At 57.8% G+C, this 24,896-nt stretch carries 26 protein-coding genes and 1 tRNA gene; 16 read left to right on the top strand and 11 right to left on the bottom strand.

The features are described 5' to 3' along the window. Positions 1–141: 141 nt before the first annotated feature. Together ACR0DB_RS16460 and ACR0DB_RS16455 are read right to left on the bottom strand one after the other, a co-directional pair. Entirely contained in the window at positions 142–939 is a 798-nt protein-coding gene (locus ACR0DB_RS16460; RefSeq protein WP_480504330.1) for a DUF2059 domain-containing protein, read from the bottom strand. After that, positions 939–1,781, bottom strand: a complete 843-nt coding sequence (locus ACR0DB_RS16455) for a DUF2059 domain-containing protein (protein WP_480552119.1) — start codon at positions 1,779–1,781, stop codon at positions 939–941. The genes ACR0DB_RS16460 and ACR0DB_RS16455 overlap by 1 nt, the downstream gene beginning before the upstream one ends. 124 nt (positions 1,782–1,905) lie before the next feature. On the opposite strand from ACR0DB_RS16455, the gene ACR0DB_RS16450 reads away from it, so the two are divergent. The 9 genes from ACR0DB_RS16450 to ACR0DB_RS16410 all read left to right on the top strand — a co-directional run bounded on the left by ACR0DB_RS16450 (position 1,906) and on the right by ACR0DB_RS16410 (position 10,434). Then, positions 1,906–1,995: transfer RNA gene (locus tag ACR0DB_RS16450), tRNA-Ser, on the top strand. Positions 1,996–2,175: 180 nt separating this feature from the next. Next, positions 2,176–2,580, top strand: coding sequence for a hypothetical protein (locus ACR0DB_RS16445; RefSeq protein ID WP_480552118.1), 405 nt, complete (start codon positions 2,176–2,178; stop codon positions 2,578–2,580). 160 nt (positions 2,581–2,740) lie between these two features. After that, the gene (locus tag ACR0DB_RS16440; protein WP_480552117.1) at positions 2,741–3,769 is read left to right on the top strand and encodes an alcohol dehydrogenase catalytic domain-containing protein; all 1,029 of its coding nucleotides are present in this window, start codon (positions 2,741–2,743) and stop codon (positions 3,767–3,769) included. A gap of 74 nt (positions 3,770–3,843) precedes the next feature. After that, positions 3,844–4,719, top strand: a complete 876-nt coding sequence (locus ACR0DB_RS16435; RefSeq protein WP_480552116.1) for a branched-chain amino acid ABC transporter permease — start codon at positions 3,844–3,846, stop codon at positions 4,717–4,719. A 4-nt stretch (positions 4,720–4,723) separates the two neighbouring features. Further along, on the top strand, positions 4,724–5,821 hold the full coding sequence (locus tag ACR0DB_RS16430; protein WP_170769728.1) for a branched-chain amino acid ABC transporter permease: 1,098 nt from the start codon (positions 4,724–4,726) through the stop codon (positions 5,819–5,821). Then, complete coding sequence (locus tag ACR0DB_RS16425; protein ID WP_170786725.1) at positions 5,818–6,582, top strand: ABC transporter ATP-binding protein; 765 nt, start codon at positions 5,818–5,820, stop codon at positions 6,580–6,582. Before ACR0DB_RS16430 ends, ACR0DB_RS16425 begins: the two co-directional genes overlap by 4 nt. Beyond that, positions 6,579–7,352 (top strand): ABC transporter ATP-binding protein, encoded by a 774-nt coding sequence (locus ACR0DB_RS16420; RefSeq protein ID WP_170786723.1) that lies wholly within the window; start codon positions 6,579–6,581, stop codon positions 7,350–7,352. The genes ACR0DB_RS16425 and ACR0DB_RS16420 overlap by 4 nt, the downstream gene beginning before the upstream one ends. Positions 7,353–7,357: 5 nt before the next feature. Next, positions 7,358–9,244: an AMP-dependent synthetase/ligase gene (locus ACR0DB_RS16415; RefSeq protein WP_480552115.1), complete on the top strand. Its 1,887-nt coding sequence runs from the start codon at positions 7,358–7,360 to the stop codon at positions 9,242–9,244. A gap of 29 nt (positions 9,245–9,273) precedes the next feature. Further along, positions 9,274–10,434 carry an ABC transporter substrate-binding protein gene (locus tag ACR0DB_RS16410; protein WP_170790955.1) on the top strand — a complete coding sequence of 387 codons (1,161 nt, stop codon included), beginning with the start codon at positions 9,274–9,276 and terminating at the stop codon, positions 10,432–10,434. Positions 10,435–10,490: 56 nt separating this feature from the next. Here ACR0DB_RS16410 and rpsI read toward each other — a convergent pair whose 3' ends face one another. From rpsI to ACR0DB_RS16395, 3 genes are all read right to left on the bottom strand, one after another. Beyond that, positions 10,491–10,976 (bottom strand): 30S ribosomal protein S9, encoded by a 486-nt coding sequence (gene rpsI / locus ACR0DB_RS16405; protein WP_039535473.1) that lies wholly within the window; start codon positions 10,974–10,976, stop codon positions 10,491–10,493. A 6-nt stretch (positions 10,977–10,982) separates the two neighbouring features. Next, complete coding sequence (gene rplM, locus ACR0DB_RS16400; protein ID WP_170711488.1) at positions 10,983–11,441, bottom strand: 50S ribosomal protein L13; 459 nt, start codon at positions 11,439–11,441, stop codon at positions 10,983–10,985. Between the two features lie 162 nt (positions 11,442–11,603). Then, entirely contained in the window at positions 11,604–13,007 is a 1,404-nt protein-coding gene (locus ACR0DB_RS16395; protein ID WP_480552114.1) for an aminotransferase-like domain-containing protein, read from the bottom strand. A 99-nt stretch (positions 13,008–13,106) separates the two neighbouring features. Between ACR0DB_RS16395 and ACR0DB_RS16390 the strand changes: the two genes are divergently transcribed. Beyond that, positions 13,107–13,334, top strand: a complete 228-nt coding sequence (locus tag ACR0DB_RS16390; RefSeq protein WP_170769722.1) for a DUF1127 domain-containing protein — start codon at positions 13,107–13,109, stop codon at positions 13,332–13,334. 59 nt (positions 13,335–13,393) lie between these two features. On the opposite strand, the gene ACR0DB_RS16385 is transcribed toward ACR0DB_RS16390, so the two are convergent. Continuing rightward, a complete protein-coding gene (locus ACR0DB_RS16385) occupies positions 13,394–13,837 on the bottom strand; it encodes a PaaI family thioesterase (protein WP_480552113.1) in 444 nt (147 codons plus the stop codon). 58 nt (positions 13,838–13,895) lie between these two features. Here ACR0DB_RS16385 and ACR0DB_RS16380 point away from each other — a divergent pair, with 58 nt between their 5' ends. The 4 genes from ACR0DB_RS16380 (at position 13,896) to gluQRS (ending at position 17,803) form a co-directional block, all read left to right on the top strand. After that, the gene (locus ACR0DB_RS16380) at positions 13,896–14,681 is read left to right on the top strand and encodes an enoyl-CoA hydratase (RefSeq protein ID WP_480504337.1); all 786 of its coding nucleotides are present in this window, start codon (positions 13,896–13,898) and stop codon (positions 14,679–14,681) included. Between the two features lie 254 nt (positions 14,682–14,935). Next, positions 14,936–16,276 (top strand): methylenetetrahydrofolate--tRNA-(uracil(54)-C(5))-methyltransferase (FADH(2)-oxidizing) TrmFO, encoded by a 1,341-nt coding sequence (gene trmFO, locus ACR0DB_RS16375; RefSeq protein WP_480552112.1) that lies wholly within the window; start codon positions 14,936–14,938, stop codon positions 16,274–16,276. A gap of 37 nt (positions 16,277–16,313) precedes the next feature. Further along, the gene (locus ACR0DB_RS16370; protein WP_480552111.1) at positions 16,314–16,928 is read left to right on the top strand and encodes a class I SAM-dependent DNA methyltransferase; all 615 of its coding nucleotides are present in this window, start codon (positions 16,314–16,316) and stop codon (positions 16,926–16,928) included. Continuing rightward, positions 16,925–17,803, top strand: a complete 879-nt coding sequence (gluQRS, locus tag ACR0DB_RS16365; RefSeq protein WP_480552110.1) for a tRNA glutamyl-Q(34) synthetase GluQRS — start codon at positions 16,925–16,927, stop codon at positions 17,801–17,803. Before ACR0DB_RS16370 ends, gluQRS begins: the two co-directional genes overlap by 4 nt. Here gluQRS and hisI read toward each other — a convergent pair. Continuing rightward, positions 17,789–18,178 carry a phosphoribosyl-AMP cyclohydrolase gene (hisI, locus tag ACR0DB_RS16360; RefSeq protein ID WP_170786709.1) on the bottom strand — a complete coding sequence of 130 codons (390 nt, stop codon included), beginning with the start codon at positions 18,176–18,178 and terminating at the stop codon, positions 17,789–17,791. The genes gluQRS and hisI overlap by 15 nt on opposite strands. A gap of 48 nt (positions 18,179–18,226) precedes the next feature. Here hisI and ACR0DB_RS16355 point away from each other — a divergent pair, with 48 nt between their 5' ends. Then, entirely contained in the window at positions 18,227–18,679 is a 453-nt protein-coding gene (locus ACR0DB_RS16355; RefSeq protein WP_170769715.1) for an iron-sulfur cluster assembly scaffold protein, read from the top strand. A 53-nt stretch (positions 18,680–18,732) separates the two neighbouring features. After that, entirely contained in the window at positions 18,733–19,371 is a 639-nt protein-coding gene (locus tag ACR0DB_RS16350) for a MarC family protein (protein ID WP_170769714.1), read from the top strand. A gap of 188 nt (positions 19,372–19,559) precedes the next feature. Here the strand turns inward: ACR0DB_RS16350 and ACR0DB_RS16345 are convergent, their stop codons facing one another. The 4 genes from ACR0DB_RS16345 to ctrA form a co-directional block, all read right to left on the bottom strand. Then, on the bottom strand, positions 19,560–19,682 hold the full coding sequence (locus ACR0DB_RS16345) for a hypothetical protein (RefSeq protein WP_272871073.1): 123 nt from the start codon (positions 19,680–19,682) through the stop codon (positions 19,560–19,562). Between the two features lie 112 nt (positions 19,683–19,794). Then, the gene (recG, locus tag ACR0DB_RS16340; protein WP_480552109.1) at positions 19,795–21,885 is read right to left on the bottom strand and encodes an ATP-dependent DNA helicase RecG; all 2,091 of its coding nucleotides are present in this window, start codon (positions 21,883–21,885) and stop codon (positions 19,795–19,797) included. Beyond that, positions 21,882–24,008 carry an NAD-dependent DNA ligase LigA gene (gene ligA / locus ACR0DB_RS16335; RefSeq protein ID WP_480552108.1) on the bottom strand — a complete coding sequence of 709 codons (2,127 nt, stop codon included), beginning with the start codon at positions 24,006–24,008 and terminating at the stop codon, positions 21,882–21,884. The genes recG and ligA overlap by 4 nt, the downstream gene beginning before the upstream one ends. Positions 24,009–24,124: 116 nt before the next feature. After that, complete coding sequence (gene ctrA, locus ACR0DB_RS16330) at positions 24,125–24,841, bottom strand: response regulator transcription factor CtrA (protein WP_170769711.1); 717 nt, start codon at positions 24,839–24,841, stop codon at positions 24,125–24,127. Positions 24,842–24,896: the final 55 nt, after the last annotated feature.

Here is a 24,896-nt window from a genome sequence, read left to right as displayed (position 1 = left end):
AACAGCGCGCCCTTTTCGGGCTGTGTGACGACCCGTGGGATCAGCCCCTTGGGTCAATAATAACGATACCCGGCGCGGAAGAACCGGCCGGGATGCGCGCTTATCCATAGAATGCGAGGGAAAGTCAACATCAAAAGCAACTCAAAGATCCGAGCCGCGCAGTACCTGTGAAACGGCAAGACCCAACCGGTAATAGATCTTGTCATAGGTGCGGTCGAAACTGTCGAAAAAGGCCTCGTTCACGGCGCGGCCGGTCTGGGTCCGTGAAAAGGCGATGTTCTCGCGCAGTTGCGCCTCGTCCAGCGGTTGATAAGCCATCAGAAGGAAAGAATACAGCCACGTACGCGTTTCTTGCGTAATGGCGTCTTTTTCAGCGAGAAGCTGGGCCAGAACCTCGCCATCATCGCCGCCAATTTCGGAATTCAAGCCTCGGAAAAAGTTATAATCTGCGCTCACGGCGCTTTTAACATTCTTCTCGATCAACTCGTTGACCTCGATATACTCATCCACAAGTTGGAAGAATGTGCTGTCCTGATCCTGTGCGGAATACGCGTCTTGCGCCATCTCTTCTATGGTGTCGTCCTGAAAAGCCTGACGGGCAGAGTTTTCAAGCCGCACAACGGTCTGTCCCAGATCGCTTTCGAAAAACAGCACGGCGCGTTCCATTTGGCTGTCTGACAGCGTTTCCACAAAGGCGGTGGAAAACTGGTCGCGCATCCAGTCGGGGTCGTAGATCATGTCGACCTGTGTTGCGAAATAGGCTCCGCCTGCCCCGTCCAGCATCGTTGTGTTTATCTCTTGCGCCTGCATCTGCCCTTCGTGGCGCAGCAGTTCGATCACCTCGTCCATGTGCAGGGCCGTCATCAAACGGTCAATCTGCTCGGCGACCGCTGGGGTCACACTCAGAGCAAGTGAAAGGACGGCCGCCAGCAGTCGCATCAGATGTCCTGTGCTGGGTGAAGATCGGCCATCCGCGCGGCCAGAACCTCGAATTTCATCGCCATGATTTCATATTGGATGGCATTGAGCAACTCATAGACCTCTTGCATCAAGGGTTGTTCTAATGCGTCAGCATAGGCGGTCACGTCGGCATCCGAGAAATCCTGATACGTGTAGGCCGCGCCAGCCAGTGCCGAAAGCTGAATGGCTTGCCGCATGGCGCCTTCGTTCTGTTTCATCAACTCACGCAAATCGCCCGCATCCATTTGCAGGTCGATCACACCGGACGCGCTTGCGGCCAGCAGAAACCGGATCTGGATTTCCTGCAGCGCCCGCAGCGCGGTGCCGCTGGAATCGATCGCATTGTTCATGCGCTTCAACTCTTCGGCCCGCTGTGACCCTTGCTGAATCAGGTCGGCGAAGATCTTCTGGCCCTCCAACTGCTTGGCATCTTCGTCTTCGTGGATATGAGCGGCGTTTTCCGCCACGACCAGCCGCTGCCCCAGATCCGAGGCATAGAATTCGACCGCGTGTGTCAGCGCCTCATTGCTGAGCGTTTGTTCCAGAATAGCCACTGCGGTTTCATGCATATCTTCAGTGTCGAACACTTCTTCGGTTAGACGCGCCCAGTCCGAACCGAACCCTTCAGGATCAATGCCCAACATCTGCGGCGCCGAGGCCGAGGCCAGCGCGATACTTTGCAGCGCGACGTCAAAGCCGGTGGTGGTCAGAAAGGCTTCGATCCGGTCGCGATCCGCTGTGGCCGCATGGGACGGCAACGCGGCCAGCGCGAAAAGAAGCAGTGAAACGGGCAATGCGAAGAAGCGAGCGATATGTGTCATGGACATAGACCCTAGGTGATTTACGCCATCAGGCAATGGAAAATCCCAGAAGAGTGAATTTGGGGAATTTTCTGCTTGCACCCCTGCGCGTTCCTCACTAAATCCCCCCCTCACAGACCCCCGCGGAGAGGTGCCGGAGTGGTCGAACGGGGCGGTCTCGAAAACCGTTGTGGGTGCAAGCCCACCCAGGGTTCGAATCCCTGTCTCTCCGCCACTTTCTCAAGTGACGCCCAATTCCGAAACTGCCGCCGGACGGCGTGTTCTTGCCTGCTGGTTGGGCCGTATCGGCACAAGGTAGCCCAATTCGCCTGGGTGACGCTTGGCGCACGCAATTCCCCTTGGGCAATGCATATATTCAAATCATCTTAAGTTTATAAAACTAAAGGAGATTCGTATGATGCAGAAACTAATTCCAGCCATCCTTGTGGCAGCGATCGTGGCGGGCGGTTATTATTACCTCAATACGTCAGAGACGCCTGAACCGGCAACGGCGACGGCCCCGGATGAGACACCATCTCAGACCATTGGGGAAACAGCCAGCCAGCTTGTTGATCAGGCTGGCCAGGAAGTCGCCGCTCTGGCCGATCAAGGGCAGGACCTGATGAACCAGTGGATCGAAGACGGGATGCTGACCGTTCAGAATTTCGACTACGATACCCTTATGGCGTCGGTTCAGGACAGCGATCTGGCGCAGGACATCAAATCACAGGCCACAGCTATCTTGGAGGAGATCAAGGCCTCGCCCGAAACGCTTGCCGCGAAAATTCAGGAACTGCGGGACTTGTTGAACGCAAATTGAGTTCTGCAATTGCCTGCGCCGTTGCGCGACGTAAGCTTTGCCCTGCGTTGACCCTTGCCGGATCACGTGATTGGCTGGCCTGAGGGTTACAATGCCAACAGACGTTTTTGTATCAAACCATACACGGGATGCTTCAAGCTGTTGTTTTCAGGGGATTGAAATGAACACACCGCCATCAACCATGTTTGCCGTTGTTCAGACACAGGACGGGTATTCAGGAACCTCCACCGGCCCAGTATTGGAAGACGCCGCAGAATGGTTGAGTGAAGCGGAGTTGCCGGTGCCCGCTCCAGGCCCCGGTCAGGTGTTGATCAGGCTGCGCGCGGCCTCCGTAAACCCGTCGGATATTCACTTTATCAAAGGCGAATACGGCCAGCCCCGCGTCAAGGGAGCTGCCGCAGGGTTTGAGGGATGCGGCGAGGTGGTTGCGACAGGTGCCGGGGCCGAAGCCCTGAACGGTCAGCGTGTGGCCTTCGTTGCGGCGGGCGCCGGGGCGTGGGCTGAATATGTGGTGACACAGGCGATGATGTGCATCCCCCTGAGGCCCGAGATTTCGGATGAGGACGGCTCGGCCCAGATCGTGAACCCGATGACAGCCATGGCGATGGTGGATATCGCGCGAAATGCCGGCGAGGCTTTCATAGTCTCTGCCGCGACAAGCCAGTTGGGCAAGCTGATGTGCAGTCTGGGTCGCGATCTGGGCCTGAAACCCATTGCCATCGTGCGCCGGGCGGATGCGGTAGACAGTCTGAAGTATCTTGGCGCGCATGAGGTTCTGGTGACGTCTGACCCGGACATGCCGAAAAAACTAACCGACTTGAGTCACGCTCTGAAACCGCGCGTTTTCCTGGATGCGGTGGCCGACCAGATATCCGAGCAGGTGTTTTGTGCAATGCCAAATGGCGCGCGCTGGGTGTGCTATGGCAAGCTCAGCCCCGATCTGCCCAAACTGACCCAGATGGGCCAGATGATTTTCATGGGTAAGCAGATCGAAGGCTTCTGGCTAACCAAGTGGATGACCACCACCCCGCCCGCCGATCAGATGCGGGTTGTGGCCGAGGTTCAGGCACGTTTCGCCGATGGTCGGTGGAAAACAGATGTTGCAGACCGCCTGCCGCTCAGAAACGTGGTGTCAGATCTGGCCCATGCGCTAAAAAAGAGTGACGGAAAGGTGATTATCACCCCATAGTAGAACAAAGCCCTTTGGTCATCGTGGCCGAGGGGGACGAAGAATGCCGGACAAACCGGTATTGGGAGGTGAAGTTGGATAACGCGCAGCTGCTGATTAGCGGGCTGGCGAATGGCTGTGTCTACGGCCTGATCGCACTCGGTTTTGTTCTGATCTACAAAGCGACCGAGGCGGTGAATTTCGCGCAGGGCGATTTCATGATGCTGGGCGCGTTCGTCACCATCGGCCTGACCAATACCGAATATATGGGGCTGCCATTCTGGCTGGCGCTGCCTATCTCACTGGGGATTATGGGAGCGTTGGGATATCTGCTGGATCGGTTGATCATCCGACGGCTGTTCGGAGAAAGTCAGACGGCTGTGGTAATCCTTACCATCGCCTTGGGCTTTGTGATCCGCTTTGTGGCCGGGCTGATCTGGGGGCACGAGCCGCAGACGCTTCAGAACCCGCTGGCCGGGAAAGAGGTGCGGTTTGGCGGGCTGGTGCTGGGGATGGAGGATGTGGCCGTCATCATCGTCACCATCCTGCTGACATGGGGGCTATATGTGTTTTTCAGCCGGACCAAGCTGGGACTGGCAATGCAGGGGGCCTCGCAAAACCAGTTGGCCGCTTACTACATGGGCGTTCCGGTCAAACGGGTGCAAGGGTTTATCTGGGGTCTTGCAGGCGTGGTCGCCGGGATCGCGGGTATCCTGTTTGCCGCCAAGGGCTCGGTCGATCCGACCACGGGTCTGCTGGGGATCAAGGCGTTTGCCGCCGCCGTGATCGGCGGGTTCGGCAGCCTGCCCGGTGCGCTGGCCGGAGGGCTGATCGTCGGTGTCATCGAACCCTTTGCCAGTCGCTATATCGCAGCAGGCTACAGCCAGATTGCGCCGTATGCGCTGTTGCTGGCTGTGCTGATCTTCCGCCCCAACGGGCTGTTTAGTCAGGTTCGGGTCAAGAAGGTTTAGGCAGATGCGGATTGTATTCAAAACCGACTACATGCAGGATATCCGGCCATGGAAAGACGGCCATCAATTGGTCCTTTACCTGATCCTATTGGCGGTGGTGGCTGCGGCCCCGTGGTGGTTGGACGATTTCTATCTGGGTGAGCTGACAAACGTCCTGATCTGGGCCATCGCAGGTCTGGGCCTGATGGTTCTGACAGGCCACACGGGGCAAGTCAGTTTGGGTCACGCGGCATTTCTGGCCTTTGGGTGCTATGCTAACGTCATCCTGCTTGAGGCGGGCGTGCCCTTCCTGATCGCCTTTCCGCTGGCTGGTATCCTGACCGGTATTGCGGGCGTGACTGTCGCGATCCCTGCCCTGCGGTTGCATGGCATTTATCTGGCAATCTTCACCATGGCCCTGTCCATCCTGATGGATGATGTCATCGTCTTGGCCGAGCCGATCACCGGCGGCGTTGGTGGCAAGTTCATCGGAGGCGTCGACATCTTTGGCCTGACGATCGACCGCTGGGGCACTCCGGTACATTTCTTCTGGCTGGTGCTGGTGGTCGCCGTTCTGGTGACGCTGGGCTTTATTAACTTGCTGCGCGCGCCTTTGGGACGCAGTTTCATCGCCGTGCGCGATTCCGAGGTTTCGGCGCAGGCGATGGGTGTCGATATCGCGCGCACCAAGATGATATCTTTCGCTTTGTCCTGTGCCGTCACCGGATGGGCGGGTGCGCTGATGGGCATGTTCTCGGGCGCGTTCAACAACGAGACGTTCAGTGTCGTGATCTCGATCCAGTTGCTGATGATGATCGTGATCGGCGGGCTCGGCTCGATCCACGGCGCGTTTCTGGGCGCAATCATCGTGGGGTTCCTGCCGCAATTCTTGTCGATTTCAAAGGAATATGTGGGTGCCTTGTTCGGCGGCAATACCGTCGCCATTCCGGGGCTGGAGTTTGGCATCTTCGGCATGATCCTAATTGCCTTCATCCTGTTTGAACCGATGGGCATGTATGGCCGATGGCTGAAAATACGCACGTGGTTCGAGCTGTTCCCGTTCTACCGCAAGGACATGTTCAAGCGTCAGAAATCCTACCTCAAGACGGAGCGCCTGAGATGAGCTTGCTCGCGTTCCAGAACGTCACCCTGAAATTCGGCGGCCTGACGGCGGTGAATGACCTGTCCTTTTCGGTCGAAGAAGGCGAGGTCTTTGCCATTGTCGGCCCCAACGGCGCGGGTAAGTCGACGGTATTCAACCTGATCTCACGCTTCTACGACCCGATTGCGGGCTCTATTCGGTTTGACGGACATGATTTGCTACAGGTCAAACCCTCTGGCGTGGCAGCCTATGGCGTGGCGCGGACGTTCCAGAATATCGAACTGTTCGAACATGCCACCGTGTTGCAGAACCTGCTGGTCGGACGGCACCGCCATCGAAAAACAAACCTGATATCAGAGGTTCTGTTCCTGCCCTCGGCCCGGCGGCAAGAGTTGGAAAACCGCGAAAAGGTCGAAGAGATCATAGATTTCCTCGACCTGCAGGCCTATCGCGACAAGATGATCTCTGGCCTGCCTTACGGCGTCCGCAAAGTGGTCGAGGTTGCCCGTGCACTGGCCACGGAACCCAAACTGTTGTTGCTGGACGAACCTGCATCCGGCCTGTCGGTCGAGGAGACGTCGGATCTGCGCTGGTGGATCGACGATATCCGCAGGCAGATGGGGATTACGGTGCTGATGGTCGAACATGACATGGGGCTGGTCTCAGGCGTGTCTGACCGCGTGTTGGCGATGGCTGATGGTGCGATGCTGGCGCTGGGAACACCGGCCGAGGTGCAATCACACCCGGCTGTGGTCGAGGCCTATCTGGGGAAGGCCTCATGAGCGCGCCGATCCTGACCATCCGCAATGTCGAAAGCTTCTACGGCCCGATCATGGCCATTCGCGGCGTGTCGCTGGATGTGCATCCGGGGCAGATCGTCTCGATCCTGGGCGCGAACGGCGCCGGCAAGACGACGCTGATGAAAACCGTGTCCGGCGTGATGGACCCCGAAAAGGGCAAGATCACCTTTGATGGTGAAGAAATCCAAGGGTCCGAGCCGCATAAGGTTGTGCAAAAAGGCATCGTCCATGTCCCGGAGGGGCGCGAGGTGTTTCCTCTGCTGACGGTCGATGAAAACCTCAGCCTTGGGGCCTATACCGCAACGGACAAGGGGCAGATCGACCATGACCGCGAGCTGGTGTTTTCATACTTCCCGATCCTGAAAGAGCGTCGCACCCAAGAGGCCGGAACGCTGTCGGGCGGACAGCAACAGATGCTGGCCATCGGGCGCGGGCTGATGGCGAACCCCAAGATCATGCTGTTGGACGAACCCTCGCTGGGTCTGTCACCGCTGCTGGTGCAGGAAATCTTCGGCATCCTCAAACGCCTGAATGACGAGCAGAACATGACGATGATGCTGGTCGAACAGAACGCCAATGCGGCGCTGGAACTGGCCCATCATGGCTATGTGATGGAGGTCGGGCGCATCGTCATGGACGGGACGGCAGATGTGTTGATGCAATCCGAGGACATCCAGAATTTTTATCTGGGCGTGCAGGAAGACGGCGCGCGGGAAAACCGCCGCTGGAAACGCAAGAAAACCTGGAGGTAAGCGGCATGAATATCAGCACCCTGCCCCCTCAGACCAAGATCAACGGCATTCAGTTCAACGCCACCCCCGGCCAACGCCCCGTGCTGGTGGATGAATGCATGACGATCTGCGCGTTGTTTCAGAAACGCTGCGCCGATTTGGGCGACCGCACTGCACATCGGGAAAAGGATTTCGGTATTTGGAAGTCCTATTCCTGGGCCGATTACTGGCAACACGCCAAGTGGATCGGGCTGGCCTTACGGAAACTGGGGCTGCAACGGGGCGAGGTTGTCTCGATCCTGTCCGAGGACCGCAAGGAATGGGCGTGGTTCGATATGGGCATCCAATGTGTGGGCGGCATTGCTTCGGGCATCTACACCACAGATTCTGCCAAGCAGTTGAAATACCTTGTGAATGACAGCGACAGCCGCTTTCTTGTGGTCGAGAACGAAGAACAGTTGGACAAGTTCTTCGAGGTCGAAACCGAGCTTCCCGGTCTGCTGAACGTCATCATCCTCGAGGATGAGGGGCTGCATGATCTGAGCCACGACCGCTGTATGATGATTGGCGATCTGTATGACATCGGACGTCAGGTCGAAGCCGGAGAGCCTGACCGGTTCGAAGCCGAGATCGCCCTGGCCTCGCCGCAGGACACGGCTCTGTTGGTCTACACCTCGGGCACCACTGGGGCGCCTAAGGGCGCGATGCTGAGTCACGAGAACATCCTGGCCGCGATTGAATGCGGTGCGCACGCCCTGCCCTCGCTGGAAACGGATGAGCAGCTTTGCTTTCTGCCGCTGTGCCATATCCTGGAACGTGATGTATCGGTTTACCTGCCGCTTGCGTCGAAATGCGTGGTGAATTTCGCCGAAAGCCCCGAAACCGTGTTTGCGAACCTGCAAGAGGTCTCGCCCAGCACCTTTACCGCCGTCCCGCGGGTGTGGGAGAAGATCTATTCTCAGGTTCAGATTCTGGCGCAGGACGCCACCCCCGCAGGGCGCGCCGCCTTTGGGATGGCCGTGAAAGCGGGGATGGCGCGGGCCGAGTATATCCTGGCCGGAAAGCCGGTGCCCGCCGCTGTGAGCGCGCAGTTCTGGCTGTGGGACCGTTTGGTTCTGCGCAATCTGCGGCGGATGCTGGGGTTGGACCGGATGCGGCGCGGCGGAACCGGAGCGGCGCCCATCTCGGCTGACCTTCTGAAATGGTACTGGTCCATCGGGGTGCCCATTGTCGAAGGGTTCGGGATGACCGAAACCTCGGGTCTGGCGACGCTGAATACGACTAAGCACAACAAGATCGGCACCATTGGCCGCGCGGTGCCGGGCAATGATGTGCGTATTGCAGTTGACGGAGAAATTCAGATCAAGGGTTTGAATGTTTTTCAGGGCTATTGGCGCAACAACGCCAAAACCGCCGAGACCTTCACCGCGGATGGCTGGCTTCGCACAGGCGATATGGGGCAGATCGACGGCGACGGCTATGTGACAATCACCGGGCGACTGAAAGACATCATCATTACGGCGGGCGGCAAGAACATCACCCCGGCCGAGATCGAAAGCCGCCTGAAATTCAGCCCCTATATCTCGGACGCTGTGATAATCGGCGACCAACGCAAGTTCCTGACGGCGCTGATCATGATCGACCAGGAGAATGTCGAGAAATTCGCGCAGGACCGCAAAGTTCCGTTTTCGAACTTCGCCTCACTCTGTGCCGCGCCTGAGGTACGCGATCAGATCAGGGCTGAGGTCGACGCGGTAAACAAGGAATTTGCGCGGGTCGAACAGATCAAGGATTTCCGCCTGATCAACGTGTTGCTGACCGCCGATGACGAAGAGCTGACGGCCACTATGAAGCTGAAACGCAGCTTTGTGGAAAAGAAACACGCAGATCTCATTGAAGATATGTACAATTAGATAAGGGTTTACCCAAAGGGAGGAGAAACATGAGGAACGTGATCAAACGGCTGGCCACCGCCACCGCTTTGACGGCTGCGGCAACTGTTGCAGGTGCTGAGACACAAGGTGTGAGCGATGATGAGATCGTCATCGGCTCGGTCAACGATCTGAGCGGTATTTTCGCTGCCGTCGGAGTTCCGGCCACCAAGGGCGCAAATGTAGTGTTTGACCGCGTAAATGCCGAAGGCGGCGTGCACGGGCGCAAAATCCGTTTCGTGGTTGAGGATAACGGCTATCAGATGCCGCGCGCGATGCAGGGCTATAACAAGCTGCTGAACCGCGACAAGGTGTTTGCCATGCTGCAGTCACTGGGCACGCCGATGAACGTGGCCGGATTCAAACTGCTGGACCCGAAGGGTATTCCGAACGTAGCGCCTCTGACAGCCGCGCGGCAAATGCTGCAAGAGCCGATGAAGAATAAGTTCACCTCGTTCTCGACTTATTTTGATCAGGCCCGGATAGGGGTGAAATATCTGAACGGAGAATTCGGATCACAATCCGTGTGCACCATGTACCTGCCCACCGATTTCGGCGAAGAAATTCTGGAAGGCAGCAAAGCGGGGGCCGAAGAGGCTGGGATCGCATTTGTCGCTGAAACCACGCACAAACCGGATGAGACGGATTTCGTCGGCTCTCTAAGCAAGCTCAAGGAGGAAGGCTGCGATATCGTCACAATGGCTTTGGGAGTGCGGCAGGCCATCACCGTGGTAGGCACGGCCAAAAAGATGGGGCTAGCGGATATGAAGTTCCTTGGTACTTCGGCCAGTTTCCTGACCGTGGTTGCGCAAGTACCCGGTGGCGTAACCGACGGGTTCTATGCAGCGGCCTCCTGGCTGGACCTCTGGGCGCGCGCGGAAGAGCCTGCCCCGGCCGCATTCATCGCCGAATACAAGGAGGCCACGGGCGAAGACCCTGTCGGTTTCTCGATGCTGGGCTATTCGGCCGCCGAGATGATGGTCAAAGCGCTAGAGGCCGCAGGCCCTGATCTGACCCATGACAGCTTTATCGCGGCCATGGAGTCCCTGAACTACAAGGATGATCTGGTCGGAAACCAGATCACCTATGGTCCAGACGACCATCAGGGCGCGGATACTGTCTTTGTCAGCGTTGTCGAAGATGGGGCCTGGAAACTGGTCTACGAAGAATAAATCAAAGAAAAAGGGCTCGCCGAGGCGAGCCCTTTCCAATTCGGTGTCCGTCGCGATTAACGCTTCGAGAACTGGAACGAACGACGCGCTTTGCGCTTACCGTATTTCTTACGTTCCACAACGCGGCTGTCGCGGGTCAGGAAGCCAGCGGCTTTCAGCGCGCCACGCAGCGAGGGATCATAGAGCTGCAGCGCTTTCGAGATGCCGTGCTTGACCGCACCGGCCTGACCGGTCAGGCCACCGCCTTTTACGGTCGCAACAACGTCGAACTCACCTTCTACACCGGCAACCTGGAACGGCTGGCGCAGGATCAGCTGCAGAACGGGACGAGCAAAGTACTTGTCCTGGTCCTTGCCGTTCACGGTGACTTTGCCGGAACCCGGCTTGATCCAAACGCGTGCAACAGCGTCTTTACGCTTGCCGGTGGCGTAGGAACGGCCCAGCTCGTCGCGCACGGGTTCACGCACGATGACTTCTTCGGCCACGGTTTCAACGCCTGCGACGGCGCTCAGCTCTTCGAGAGTATTGATCTGATCAGCCATCGGTCATTAGCTCCGGGTGTTTTTCTTGTTCATAGACTTAACGTCCAGAACTTCGGGCGCTTGCGCCTCATGGGGATGATCGCCACCGGCGTAAACGCGCAGGTTGGTCATCTGCTTGCGCGCCAGGCGGTTGCCCGGCAGCATTCGCTTGACGGCCTGAACAACAACGCGCTCAGGATGTGCACCTTCCAGGATCTGCTGTTTGGTGCGCGACTTGATGCCGCCCGGGTGGCCAGTGTGCCAGTAGAAGTTCTCTTCGCGCTTCTTGCCGGTCATCTGGATTTTGTCAGCGTTGATCACGATAACATTGTCGCCCATGTCCATGTTCGGGGTGAACGACGCTTTGTGCTTGCCACGCAGGCGCATGGCGACGATCGAAGCAAGACGACCCAGAACAACGCCCTCGGCGTCGATCAGGATCCATTTCTTGTCGATGTCTGCAGGTGTTGCAGAAAAGGTTTTCATGGCAGGATAGTCCTGTTTGATGTGAAAGACCGCCCCCGTGTGGAGCGGCCCGAATTCGATGGAGCGTATTTAGAGGGGAGCGTTGCGCAGGTCAACTGCAGTAATCTCTTTTAAGTGTTGTAAAAACAGTAACTTATAAAATAGGTATTATTTTACCCCAATTTAAACGCTGATTTGCTCGGGCGGGTTGTCCAACAGATTGCGCAGGCGCTGCATTGCATCTTCGAACCGTTCCAGCGAGACATGCCCGTTCATCGCAATGCGCACTGCATTCGGCGCGCGCCCATCGCGCAAAGCGAACTCATCGGCGGATCGCAGTTGGATCCCTTCCCGCTCAGCCGCCCGGCTAAATGCAGCAGCACGCCAGCCCGCGGGCAAGTTAAGCCAGACAAACGGCACATCGGGCGCCCAGTTCAGGTCAAACCCACCCAAGGAATTTACAGCCACGCGCACATATTCCCCCATCTTCTCACGTACATCGCGGGCAATTCGCCGGGTGCGCGGGTCGGACAGCATGAGCCGGGTCAATTCCGCCAGTGGCTGGGCTAAGCCGAAATAACCGTATTCCGCCGACCTCCGCAGATCGACACTGCGCTCACGCGGGGCAATCGCAAAGCCCACCCGCAGCGCAGGCGTCAAAGTTTTGGAAATGGACGACACGTGCCATCCACGCTCGGGGGCCAGGGCGCGGTAGCTGGGCTCGCGTGCGTCGCCCATTCGGTAGCAATCATCTTCTATGATTTGCAGGTCAAAGCGACGGGCGACCTCGACAACTTCTTTGCGTCGTTCGAGGGGGGTATGCGCGCCGGTCGGGTTCTGCACTTCGGGTGAGACACAGACGGCCTGCGCTGGGTTTTGACGTAGGACATGCTCCATCGCGTCGGGGTCAATGCCCCATTTGTCCATCTTCACACCGACCACCTCGGCCCGCATCAGCTCTCCGGCGCGGCGGAACCCGGCGTAAGACAGGTCCTCGACCAGGACCAAAGGTTTAGGGCCACGCAGAATCGTTTGAAACACAAGGCACAATCCGTTCTGGCCGCCATGTGTCAGTACAATATCGTCATGCGACAACGGCCCCAATGGCAGATCGGATAGCCAGTCAACTACGGCCTGGCGCATCGGTATATACGCATCGCGGGTCGGATAATTCAGAAACAACCCCGGATCGGATTGCGACACCTTTTGCAAGCACTCCCGGATCAGAGCCACCTGCCCTACATCCGCCAGTCGCGGGCTGAACAGACTGACGCTGGCATTGTACTTGTCGTCGCGCAGATGCAACTGACGCGCCCAGACATCATCCAGAATCGGCGATTTCGGCGGGGCCACGAATGTACCGCGCCCCACCTCGGCTTGTAACAATCCCTCATCCGTCAGAATCGTATACGCACGCGCAACGGTGCCCGGCGTAATTTGTAACCGATACGCCAGTTCTCGTACCGGAGGCAGCTTAGTTCCGACCTCCAATAATTTGTTATCAATAGCTTTTCGAATTGTATCGGCCACAAGTGTATACTTAGGTCCCTTGGATTTCGGTAGAGACTCTGGCCAAATTGTATCCATTACAATTCTTCCTTTGATTTTGACACAATGTCGAATGTATCAATCAGACATACCGAACATATTACGTTTGTGTCAATACAATTTGAAAGGATACCCAAGATGACACGCGCAATGCACACCCCCGCCCTTTTGCTGCTGAACGACAGCCCTCGGCTGCCGCTGATCGCATCGCTGGCCGTGCGGTTTGCGGCGACTGTCACAAAGTGGGAGCGACAGCGCCGCAGCAGAGTCAATTTGTCGAAACTGGATGATCGGTTGCTGCGTGATGTCGGGTTGACCCGAGATCAGGCCAACCGCGAAATCGAACGCCCGTTCTGGCACGGGTAAGATATCCCCATTCCCTTTATTGGGACCTCTTCCTTGGCCGGGCTCGTCCCGGCCATTTTTTATCCGAATGCCGCGGCGGCAGACCCCTCGGGCGGCAGCGAATAGGTCATCGTGGCACGTGCAACGGGTTTGTCAGAGCCTTCCGAATACATCAGCACATCGCCTACGGCTAAAGCCTTTCCCAGCTTCAACAGGGTGCAGCGTGCGATCATGTCCCGGTCCCCATCGGGTTTGCGCATGAAATCCATCGAACAACCCGTTGTAACGGCCAGAGATTGACGACCTTTGCGCGCAAGAATGATCGCGTAGACACAGACATCGGCCAGACCGAACATGGACGGCCCTGAGACCGTTCCGCCCGGCCGCAAGTGCCGGTCTTCGACCACCAACCGCATGGTGATCGTGTCCTCGGTCAGGTCCTCAACCACAAAGTCCCGATGCACCTGCGGAAAGACCTGTTTCATATAGGCAGTCAATTCTTCCCGGTCTAAGGCCAATGACATGCTTCCCCTCCTCGATTTGCCGACCTAGAGTTGGCCTCACATCAGATCGGAGGGCAAGATGGGAATTCTGGAACGCAGCGACACCGGAGCGGTCGCAAGGTTGACGATGAATGCGCCGGAACGCCTGAATGCCCTCAGCGACGAAATGCTGGCGGCACTGCAAACCGAGTTCGATGCCCTGCGCGACGACCGGTCTATCCGCGCGGTGGTCCTGTCGGGTGCGGGCAAAGCCTTTTGCGCGGGCCACGATCTGAAGCAGATGACAGCGGGGCGTCAAAGCGAAGATGGGGGCAAGGCCTATTTCCAGGACTTGTTCAGCAGATGCGCACAGATGATGCTGACAATTCAGTCCTTGCCTCAACCTGTCATCGCTCAGGTTCATGGCATCGCGACGGCCGCTGGATGCCAGCTGGTTGCCACTTGCGATCTGGCCGTGGCGGCAGAGACGACGCGGTTCGGCGTCAATGGCGTGAATATCGGCCTGTTTTGTTCGACACCCATGGTTGCGCTCAGCCGCAATATTCCCCGAAAACAAGCGTTTGAAATGCTGACCACAGGCGATTTCATAACGGCTGAACGTGCGGCAGAACTGGGGCTGATCAACCGGGCCGTGCCGGAAATGCTGCTGGAGCATGAGGCACAATCCCTTGCGGAACAACTGGCGGAAAAGTTGGGATCGGCAGTGAAAATCGGCAAGGAAGCGTTCTATCAGCAGCTCGATATGCCCATTGAACAAGCCTACGCACATACCGGCGAAGTGATGGCGCAGAACATGATGCACCGGGATACCGAGGAAGGAATCTCTGCATTTATCGAAAAAAGAACGCCAAATTGGGAACAATAACGCAATTGTTTCTTGGGAATTCTGCCCGATTCCGCATTTTGGGACTTTTCAAAACGGCGACACTGTGGCAATGCTGAGACAAGGCTATGGCCTGAAAACCGATTTTGGGTCGCCGTAGGCGGAAGGTCCCTCCAGCTGGTCTCTCTCACCGGCGTTGACATTCCCGCAGCGGCGACCCCAAAATTTCCCTTCTTCAGACAATCTGACCCAACAGGTGTTTGCGTTGACGCGTGCTCTGCCCTATGTGGCTGCGCATGACACAGAAACTGCATATCGTGGGCGGCGGCATGGCCGGGTCCGAGGCTGCCTGGCAGGCGGCGGAAATGGGCGTGGATGTTATGATCCACGAAATGCGGCCCAAAGTGGGCACCTTTGCGCACCAGACCGGCAACCTGGCCGAGATGGTTTGCTCGAACTCCTTCCGTTCGGATGATGATGAACAGAACGCCGTTGGCTTGCTGCATTGGGAGATGCGCGCCGCGAACGGGTTGATTATGACAACCGCTGATGCCCATCGGCTGCCGGCAGGCGGCGCCCTGGCGGTGGATCGTGATCCCTTTGCCGAATCCGTGACAGCCAAGCTACGGGCCCATCCACGAGTCGAGGTGTCCGAGGAGGAAGTAACCACCCTGCCCGATGACGGCCAATGGATTTTTGCAACCGGGCCACTGACTTCGGCTGCGCTGGGTGAGGCGATCCGGGCGGAAACCGGCACCGACTCGCTCGCCTTTTTTGATGCAATTGCACCCATCGTCTATGCCGACAGCATCGACATGAGCCAGGCCTGGATGCAGTCGCGCTATGACAAGGGCGAGACCGAGGAAGAGCGCACCGCTTATTTGAACTGCCCGATGGACCGCGACCAGTACGAGGCATTCATTGATGCCTTGTTGGCTGCTGACAAGACCGAGTTCCACGAAGGCGAAACCGCCGGGTATTTCGATGGCTGCCTCCCGATCGAGGTGATGTCGGAACGCGGTCGTGAAACCCTGCGCCATGGTCCGATGAAACCCGTTGGCCTCACCAATCCGCACCAGCCCGATGTGAAGCCTCATGCCGTTGTGCAACTGCGCCGCGACAATGCATTGGGCACGCTATTCAATATCGTGGGCTTTCAGACCAAGATGAAATACGGCGCGCAAACGGATGTTTTCCGTATGATTCCGGGGCTGGAGAAAGCAAGTTTCGCGCGGCTGGGCGGGATTCACCGCAATACGTTCATTAACTCTCCAACCCTTCTGGACGCACAGATGCGGTTGAAGTCCAGACCCAACATTCGTTTTGCCGGGCAAATCACCGGGGTCGAGGGCTATGTCGAAAGCGCCGCGATGGGCCTGCTGGCCGGGCGGCTGGCTGCGGCGCAGATTCTGGGACGAGAGCTGCCAAATGTGCCGCAAGACAGCGCCATGGGCGCTCTGATCCATCACATCACAGGCGGTGCCGAGGCCAAGACCTTTCAGCCGATGAATGTGAATTTTGGCCTGTTCCGCCCGGTCGATGGGCTGAAAGGCGGCAGACGCGGCCGCAAGGACCGCTACAAGGCCTATACAGATCGGGCCAAGGCGGCATGGTCAGACTGGCTGGCGCATTGCTGACTGGACGCAACGCGCTCTACCGGCCTAACATAGGGGCATGAGCGACGAATATATGAAAGACGTCTACGGGCTGGACACTCCCGAGGCGACCCGCGACCACTATCAGAAATGGGCATCCTCATACGATAGCGAGGTCGCGTCGCACGGCTATATTACCCCAACCCGTGTGGCCGAGGCGCTGCGGTCGAAACTCCCCGAACCTCAGACGCCGATCCTGGACTATGGCTGCGGCACCGGGCTGTCTGGTCAGGCGCTGCGGACCGCCGGGTTCGAGGTTATCGACGGCATAGATCCCACACCCAGAATGCTGGAAGAGGCCGAATCCAAAGGCGTTTACCGGCAGTTGTCCTCATTCGAGATTTCCAATCCCAATCCGGTGAACGCAGGGGCCTATAAGGCGATTGCAGCCATCGGTGTTATCAGCGTCGGAGCGGCCCCTCCTGAGACTTTCGACATGCTGATGAAGGCGCTACCCAAGGGTGGATTGTTGGCGTTTTCATTTAATGATCATACCCTTAAGGATTACAGCTATACCTGTCGATTGAACGATTGGCTTGATATGGGAGCCGCCCGGTTGCTTTTTCGGGAATACGGTCCGCACCTGCCGGGTATGGACCTGAAATCTGACGTCTACATTGTTGAAAAAGCGTGACATTCACCACTCGGTTTGCGCCATCACCAACCGGCCCGCTTCATCTTGGTCATGCTTATTCGGCTTTGCTGGCCAGTGATTTGGCGCGGCAGCACGAAGGTCAGTTCTTGCTGAGGATCGAAGACATCGACCGCACCCGCGCTCGTTCACATTGGGAAGAGCGGATTTGCGACGACCTCTCATGGTTGGGTTTGACATGGCCCGAACCCGTCCTTCGGCAGTCGACGCGGATGGAGGTTTATGAAATCGCGTTACAGCAATTGTGGTCGCGCGGCCTTCTGTATCCCTGCACCTGCAACCGGCGCGATATTGCAGCAGCAGCCAACGCACCACAAGAAGGTGCACCCTTGCTGGGACCAGACGGTATCGTCTATCCCGGCACGTGCCGCGAGAAAGCAGATCGCTCAGGTCCGGTGCCACGCGATATTCCGCTGCGTCTGGACATGCAGAAAGCCGCGCAAACTGTTAAGGTTAAAAGTGAATTTCAGTTCTTGGAAGCCGGTTGCGGACCTTGTGGAAGCACGGGCTATGTCTCTTTCTCGGATCAGGAACTGACCGACACCATCGGAGATGTCGTGCTGTCCCGGCGAGATATGGGCACGTCGTACCACCTGTCGGTAGTGCTGGACGATGCCGCGCAGAATGTGACGCATGTGGTCCGTGGGCAGGATTTGTTCGACGCCACCCGCATTCATGTGGTTCTGCAGGCGCTTCTGGATCTTCCCCAGCCCATCTACCACCACCACAAACTGATCCGCGATGATGCTGGCAAGAGATTGGCTAAACGCGACGATGCGCGCGCCATCTCGAAATACCGCGACGAGGGCGTTTCGCCCGCCGATATCCGCGCTATGATCGGGTTAGACCATCGGTGACATCAGTTCTGTTTCGTCACCGTCGCGCACAGCGGTGTAGAAACAGCTACGCCGGTTCGTATGGCAGGCCGGTCCTGTTTGCCGAACAATCACCAACAGGCAATCTCGGTCGCAATCCACGCGGAAGTCGACCAACTCTTGTACGTGGCCCGAGCTTTCGCCCTTTGTCCAAAAGGATTGTCGGGACCGGGACCAATACGTCACCCGACCGGTCTGCAACGTTTTACGGATGGCATCTGCGTTCATCCACGCCATCATCAGCACTTCGTTGCTGTCTGCGTCCTGTGCGATGGCCGGGATCAGCCCAGCCTCGTTGAACGTCAGGGTCAATGGGTCAAAAGTCGCAGGGGTCGTCATCGTAAAAACCTTTTGCATCCGGGTGGATGCTTACTATGTATGGGGAACACGAACCGAGGGAAAGCCATGTCCGGCGACAATGATCTGATCAAGCTGTATTCCGGCCGTATTCTGGCGCTGGCGGCGGATATTCCGCATCTGGACCGCCTGAGCGATCCCGACGCGACGGTGAAGAAACGCTCGCCCTTGTGTGGGTCGACGGTGACTGTGGATGTCAAGCTGACGGACGGTCGGATTTCAGAGTTTGGGCAGGATGTGAAAGCCTGTGCTTTGGGTCAGGCCTCGGCCGCTGTTGTTGGCGGAGCGGTGATCGGTGCCACCCGTGCTCAGGTCGAAGCCGCGCGGGATCAACTGGCGGCCATGCTTAAGAAGGACGGCCCTGCCCCCGATGCACCGTTTGACGGGCTTGAGGTGCTGATGCCTGCGCGTGACTACAAAAACCGGCACGCGTCGATCCTGTTGGCTTTGGATGCGACCGCCGAAGCAATGGAACAGGCCGAGCAAGCCAACTGCGCCTGAACATGGCGTTTTTCGCGCATCCGGTCTAACCTTTTGGAAATGCAGGGGGCGCGGTGAACAATCTGCTTGAACATTTTGTAACGCTGTGGGTCGTCATTGATCCCATCGGCACCATTCCGGTCTTCATAGCAGTGACAGCTGGACTGGGCGCTGCAGCACGACGAAAAATGGCGCTGTTAGCCTCGGTGATCAGTGCCGGAGTTTTGTTGTTCTTCCTCGTCTTCGGTCAATTGTTGATCGAGGCGTTGGATATCGGTCTCAATTCCTTTCAGGTCGCAGGTGGGATCATCCTGTTTCTTTTTGCGCTGACCATGATCTTTGGCGAAAGCAAACAGGATGTGGAACAACGCGCCGCTGAAGATGACGAGAAAGATACGTCGCACCAGCACAATCCGGCGATCTTCCCACTGGCGGTGCCGTCTCTGGCCTCGCCCGGCGCCATGCTGGCCATCGTGATTCTGACCGACAACAACCGATATAGCATTGCGGATCAAGGGATTACGGCCCTGGTTATGATCTCGGTCATCGCCATTGCGTTTGTATTGATGCTGCTGGCTGAGCCGATCATTCGCCTAATTGGCCACTCGGGCGCTGCGATTATCAGCCGGGTCATGGGGATGATCTTGGCTTCGGTCGCTGTGAACTCAGTCTTGTCGGCAGTGCTCGAGATTATTCGCACCGGACAGCTCTAAGAAAAAAACCGCCGCACCTTCCGGGCGGAAAGGGCGGCGGCAGGTTGTGCGTGTCTCATGTGGGGTCCGGTATACCGCACGGGGCCGAGGCATGGCCCCTTCAAGGGAATTGGGACAGGCAGGTCACCCTTGACTGAGATGGGGATGACAGCGCGGCGTTGTCGGCATGAGATCGCAGGCAGAAAGGGTCAGAACGTTCCGGGCACGTGCAGGGCAACCATCAGGATAACCACCAAAGACACAGCACCGGCAGCATCTTGCAGCAAAGTGGCGTGCGAGCGGCTGATAGCGGTTTTGATCTGGGTCAGCATGAGGTCACCTCCGGTCAGAGCTTTAATCCTTTGTTGACCTTTTGTTCTCATATTTTACCGAGTCGGTAAAGAACTTTTTAAGAACATTTGTGAACTTGCGCGAACTTTCCGACTAACCCACTGAAATTAAACGGATCGCCTGATCCTGCCGCATCATCCACAAAAGAACACGAACTGCCCGGCCCCGATCCGAGGTCAGCTTGGGGTCTTTGGCCAGCAGCGCGCGCGCATCCGTCTGGGCCGTTGCCATCAACCCGGCTTGTCGCTCGATATCCGCAATTCTGAATTTTGGCAGGCCTGATTGGGCGGTCCCGATCAAATCGCCCGCACCGCGCATCTCAAGATCGGTTTCCGAGATGCGAAATCCGTCTTCGGTTTCGCGTAGAATCTCCAGCCGTTTCCGACCGCCGTCCGTTAGCGGAGGTTGATACATCAGCAGACAAGTCGAATCCGCTTCACCCCGCCCGACCCGACCGCGCAGCTGATGCAACTGCGCCAGCCCAAAAATCTCGGCGCGTTCGATCACCATGATCGACGCGTTAGGTACGTTTACACCAACCTCGATCACCGTGGTCGCGACCAAAACCTTTGTCTGACCTTCCTGAAAGGCTTTCATCGCGGCGTCCTTGTCGGCTGGCGGCATCTGGCCATGGACCAGCCCCACGACTCCTTCCCCCAGAACCGCGCGCAACCGTTTGAACCGTTCTTCCGCGGCGGTCAGATCCGACACTTCGGATTCGTCGACCAGCGGGCAAACCCAATAGCACTGCCGTCCCTCGTCGATGGCCCGCTGCAGATGGGCGATGACCTCTTGCATCCGTTCCGTGCTGATCACCGCCGTTTTCACAGGCTTTCGCCCCGGTGGTTTTTCGTCCAGAACCGAAACGTCCATGTCTCCATACTGCGCCAGCGCGAGACTGCGTGGGATCGGTGTCGCCGTCATCACCAACACATCCGCGCCCTGCCCCTTTTCCGACAACTCCATCCGTTGCCGCACACCGAACCGGTGTTGTTCATCCACGATGGCAAGGCGCAAATCGCGGAAGGCGACATCAGATTGGAACACCGCATGAGTGCCGACGAGGATATGGATATTGCCCTGTTGCAGCGCTTCAAGCTTTGCGCGCCGCTCTGCGCCTTTGTCGCGCCCGGTCAGGATCTCCAGCACGATCCCCGCGCTTTCCGCCAAGGGGCGCAACCCTTCCAGGTGCTGGCGCGCCAGAATCTCGGTTGGGGCCATCATGACACCCTGCCCGCCCGCCTCGACCGCGACCAACAGTGCCATGAAAGCCACCAGCGTTTTACCAGCGCCGACATCGCCCTGAAGCAAGCGGTTCATCCGCGCGTCCGAGGCCATATCCTCGGTGATCTGATCAATCGCCCGCATCTGCGCGCCGGTGGGTTTGTAGGGCAAATCTGCCAGAACCCTGGATTGCAACCGCCCGGTCGCTACACTGACAATCCCCCGCGCCTTGCGTTCCCGTTGACGCGCGAGGGCCAAAGTCACCTGATGCGCAAAGAACTCATCATAAGCCAATCGCGCTCGCGCCGCGGCATGAGGTGACACGTCATCTGCCCCCAAGGGGTTGTGCGCCGCAGTAACCGCATCGAACCAGTTAGGCCACTGCTCTCTGCCGATCTGTGACGGATCTATCCACTCTGCCAGTTTCGGTGCCCGTGCAAGCGCACTGCGCGCAGCCTTATAGGCCGTTTTCTGGGTCACGCCTTGCGTCAGATGATAAACGGGTTCGAATTCTGGGATATCCCCTGCGCTCTCGATCGGGAGAATGTGGTCGGGGTGTACCATCTGCGCCATTCCGTCGAACAGCTCCAACTTTCCCGAAACCACACGCCGATCGCCCTGCGGCAACACCTTTTTCAGGTAGTCCCCGCGGGCATGGAAAAACACAAGCTGAAATTCTGTCTGCGCATCTTCGACATGAACGCGATAGGCCCCACCCTTGTTTCGTGCGGGCCGATGCGCACCGACCGTGACCTCTACCGTCAGGGTCGAGGGTAAATCCGCCCCTTGGATCGTGTCCCGCCGTCGCCGGTCGATCACGGCGTAAGGCAGACCGAACAGGACATCACGCGGCGCTTCGGTCCCGCTTTGGGTCAAAAGCTGCGCCGTCTTGGGACCAACCCCATCAAGCGTTTCCAACCCGGCAAACAGGGGAAACAGGATTTCTGGTCGTCCAGTCATGCCGCGCCTATCAGGTGTAGCCAGCCATCCTCGTCCAACGTTTCGATGCCAAGCTCGGCGGCCTTTTTGGCCTTCGACCCCGCGCCGGGGCCCGCCACCAACAAGTCGGTCTTTTTGCTGACCGAACCTGACACCTTGGCCCCAAGCGCCTCGGCCCGTGCTTTCGCCTCGGCCCGCGTCATTTTTTCAAGCGTGCCGGTGAATACCACGGTCTTTCCGGCCACCGGGCTGCCATCGGTGTCGGGCCGTTTGGCTGGTTGAACTTCAAGCTGCGCGACCAGAGCGTCGATGCTCGCCCGCTCGGCCTCTTGTGCGAAGGCGGACACAAGCGCGCGCGCCATCACCTCGCCGATGCCGTCAATGCTCAGCAATTCATCCCATTCCGGCCCTTCGAACCCGGAGGCGGCCGTCACCGCCCGCTCAAATTCAGACCATTCTCCGTAATGGGTCGCCACCAGGTTTGAGGCCGCCTCGCCCATGTGGCGAATCCCAAGGGCAAACAGCAGCCGCGCAAACGGTATAAGGCGTTTTTCGTCAATCGCAGCCCAAAGGTTGCCCGCGCTTTGCGCACCCCATCCCTTGCGATTGGCCAGCTTATTCAGATTTGCCGCGTCACGCGTTTGCAGCGTAAAGATATCGACGGGCGTTTTGACGGACAGATCAGGGTCGTCATAGAACATCTCGATCTGCTTAGCCCCCAAGCCTTCAATGTCGAAGGCCTTGCGTGAGACGAAATGTTTCAGTTTTTCAGTGGCCTGTGCGGGGCAAATGATGCCGCCCGTGCACCGCCGAACGGCATCACCTTCCTCGCGGATTGCCTGGCTTTGGCATTCCGGACAGGTTTTCGGAAAGGTGAATTCGACCGCATCATCAGGGCGTTTTGAGATATCAACATCTGCAATTTTTGGGATCACATCCCCTGCGCGATAGACCTGCACCCAGTCGCCGACGCGAATATCTTTGCCGTCCCGGATTGTCCCGCCTTTGGCGTCGCGCCCGGCAATGTAGTCTTCATTGTGCAGGGTCGCGTTCGAGACGACCACACCGCCAACCGTCACCGGGTGTAGCCGAGCCACAGGACTGAGCGCTCCGGTACGACCGACCTGGATGTCGATGGCCTCCAACCGGGTCCAGGCCAGTTCAGCGGGGAATTTATGAGCGATCGCCCAACGTGGCGTGGTCGACCGGAACCCCAATCGCGCTTGCAACGCAAGATCATTGACCTTGTAGACGACACCATCAATGTCATAGCCAAGCGTTGCCCTCTGCGCTTCGATCCCACGATAGTGGTCCAGCATATGATGCGTCGTCTCACACAGGGCCGTCAGGGGGTTGGTCGAAAAGCCGTACTGCTTAAGCCGTTCAATGGCGCCCATTTGCGTCTCAGCCAAGGGCGCGGACAGCTCTCCCCAAGCATAAGCGAAAAAGCGCAATGGTCGCGCCCGAGTAATCGCCGAATCCAGTTGCCGTAGCGATCCTGCAGCCGCGTTTCGGGGGTTGGCGAATGTCTTCTCGCCTGCCTCCGCTTGCCGCGCGTTCAACTGATCGAAATCCGCGTGCGACATGTAAACCTCGCCCCGCACTTCAAGCACCGCCGGAGCATTCTCCAATCGGTGCGGAATGTCCGAGATTGTGCGTGCATTGGCTGTGACGTTTTCGCCAACCTCGCCATCTCCACGCGTTGCGGCTTGCACCAAGTGACCGTCTTCATACCGCAAGGACAGGGACAGGCCGTCAATCTTGGGTTCAGCCGTAAACGCTAGCGGAGCATCGTCGCCAAGGCCCAGATATTTTCGGATTGAACGGGTGAAGTCGCCGACATCTTCATCATCGAACGCATTGCCCAGCGACATCATGCGTACGGCGTGGGTCACTTTTGAAAACCCATCACCCGGCTTGGCGCCGACCTGGTCGGATGGGCTGTCTGCGCGTTTCAGATGGGGAAAGCGCTTCTCGATCTCGGTATTGCGACGTTTGAGATCATCATATTCCGCGTCCGAAATCTCGGGCGCGTCCTGCGTGTGATACTGCGTATTGGCCCGCGCCAGCAGTTCGGCCAACCGCGCAAGTTCTGCGCGCGCGCTGTCTACTGTCAGCTCTGAAACCGGAAGTGAATCGCCCATAGCCCCGCCCTGTCACGTCTTCTTGGACCTCAGTGATAGGGCTAGGCCATGGTCAGGTCCAGATGTGCTGTTCAGTGAGTGAGGGAGCCGCCCCGGACCAAAGCGGCAGATCTGTTTTAGGCCCCGACGGCCATGCGACGTTCATCGACGCTGTTGCTTTGCGGGTCGCGCAGCACATAGCCCCGGCCCCAGACGGTTTCGATGTAGTTGTCACCACCCGTTGCATTGCTGAGTTTCTTACGCAGTTTGCAGATGAATACGTCGATAATCTTCAATTCGGGCTCATCCATTCCACCATAGAGGTGGTTCAGGAACATCTCTTTGGTCAGCGTTGTGCCTTTTCGCAGGCTCAGAAGTTCCAGCATCTGGTATTCCTTGCCGGTCAAATGCACGGTCTTTCCTTCGACCTCGACGGTCTTGGCATCAAGGTTCACAGCGACTTGACCGGTGTGAATGACCGATTGCGAATGCCCCTTGGAGCGTCGGATGATTGCGTGAATGCGGGCCACCAGCTCTTCGCGGTGGAAAGGCTTGGTCATATAGTCATCTGCGCCAAAGCCGAAGCCCTTGATCTTGCTTTCGGTATCATCTGCGCCCGACAATATCAGAATCGGCGTTTCAACGCGCGCAACGCGCAATTGGCGCAAAACCTCATGGCCGTTCATGTCCGGCAGGTTCAGGTCCAGCAAAATCAGGTCGTAGTCATAGAGTTTTGCCAGATCGATCCCTTCCTCACCCAGATCCGTCGCATAGACGTTCAGGTTGGCGTGCGTCAGCATCAGCTCGATGCTTTTCGACGTGGTGGGGTCATCCTCGACAAGAAGTATACGCATTTACTGCTCCAATTCGGTTCAATTTACCAATTCAAACTGAGCCTGATCAAAAATG

Source organism: Ruegeria sp. AB6 (genome assembly GCF_056542685.1).
Note: the sequence above shows the minus strand (reverse complement) of the source record. Positions and strands in the feature narration are given on the sequence as shown.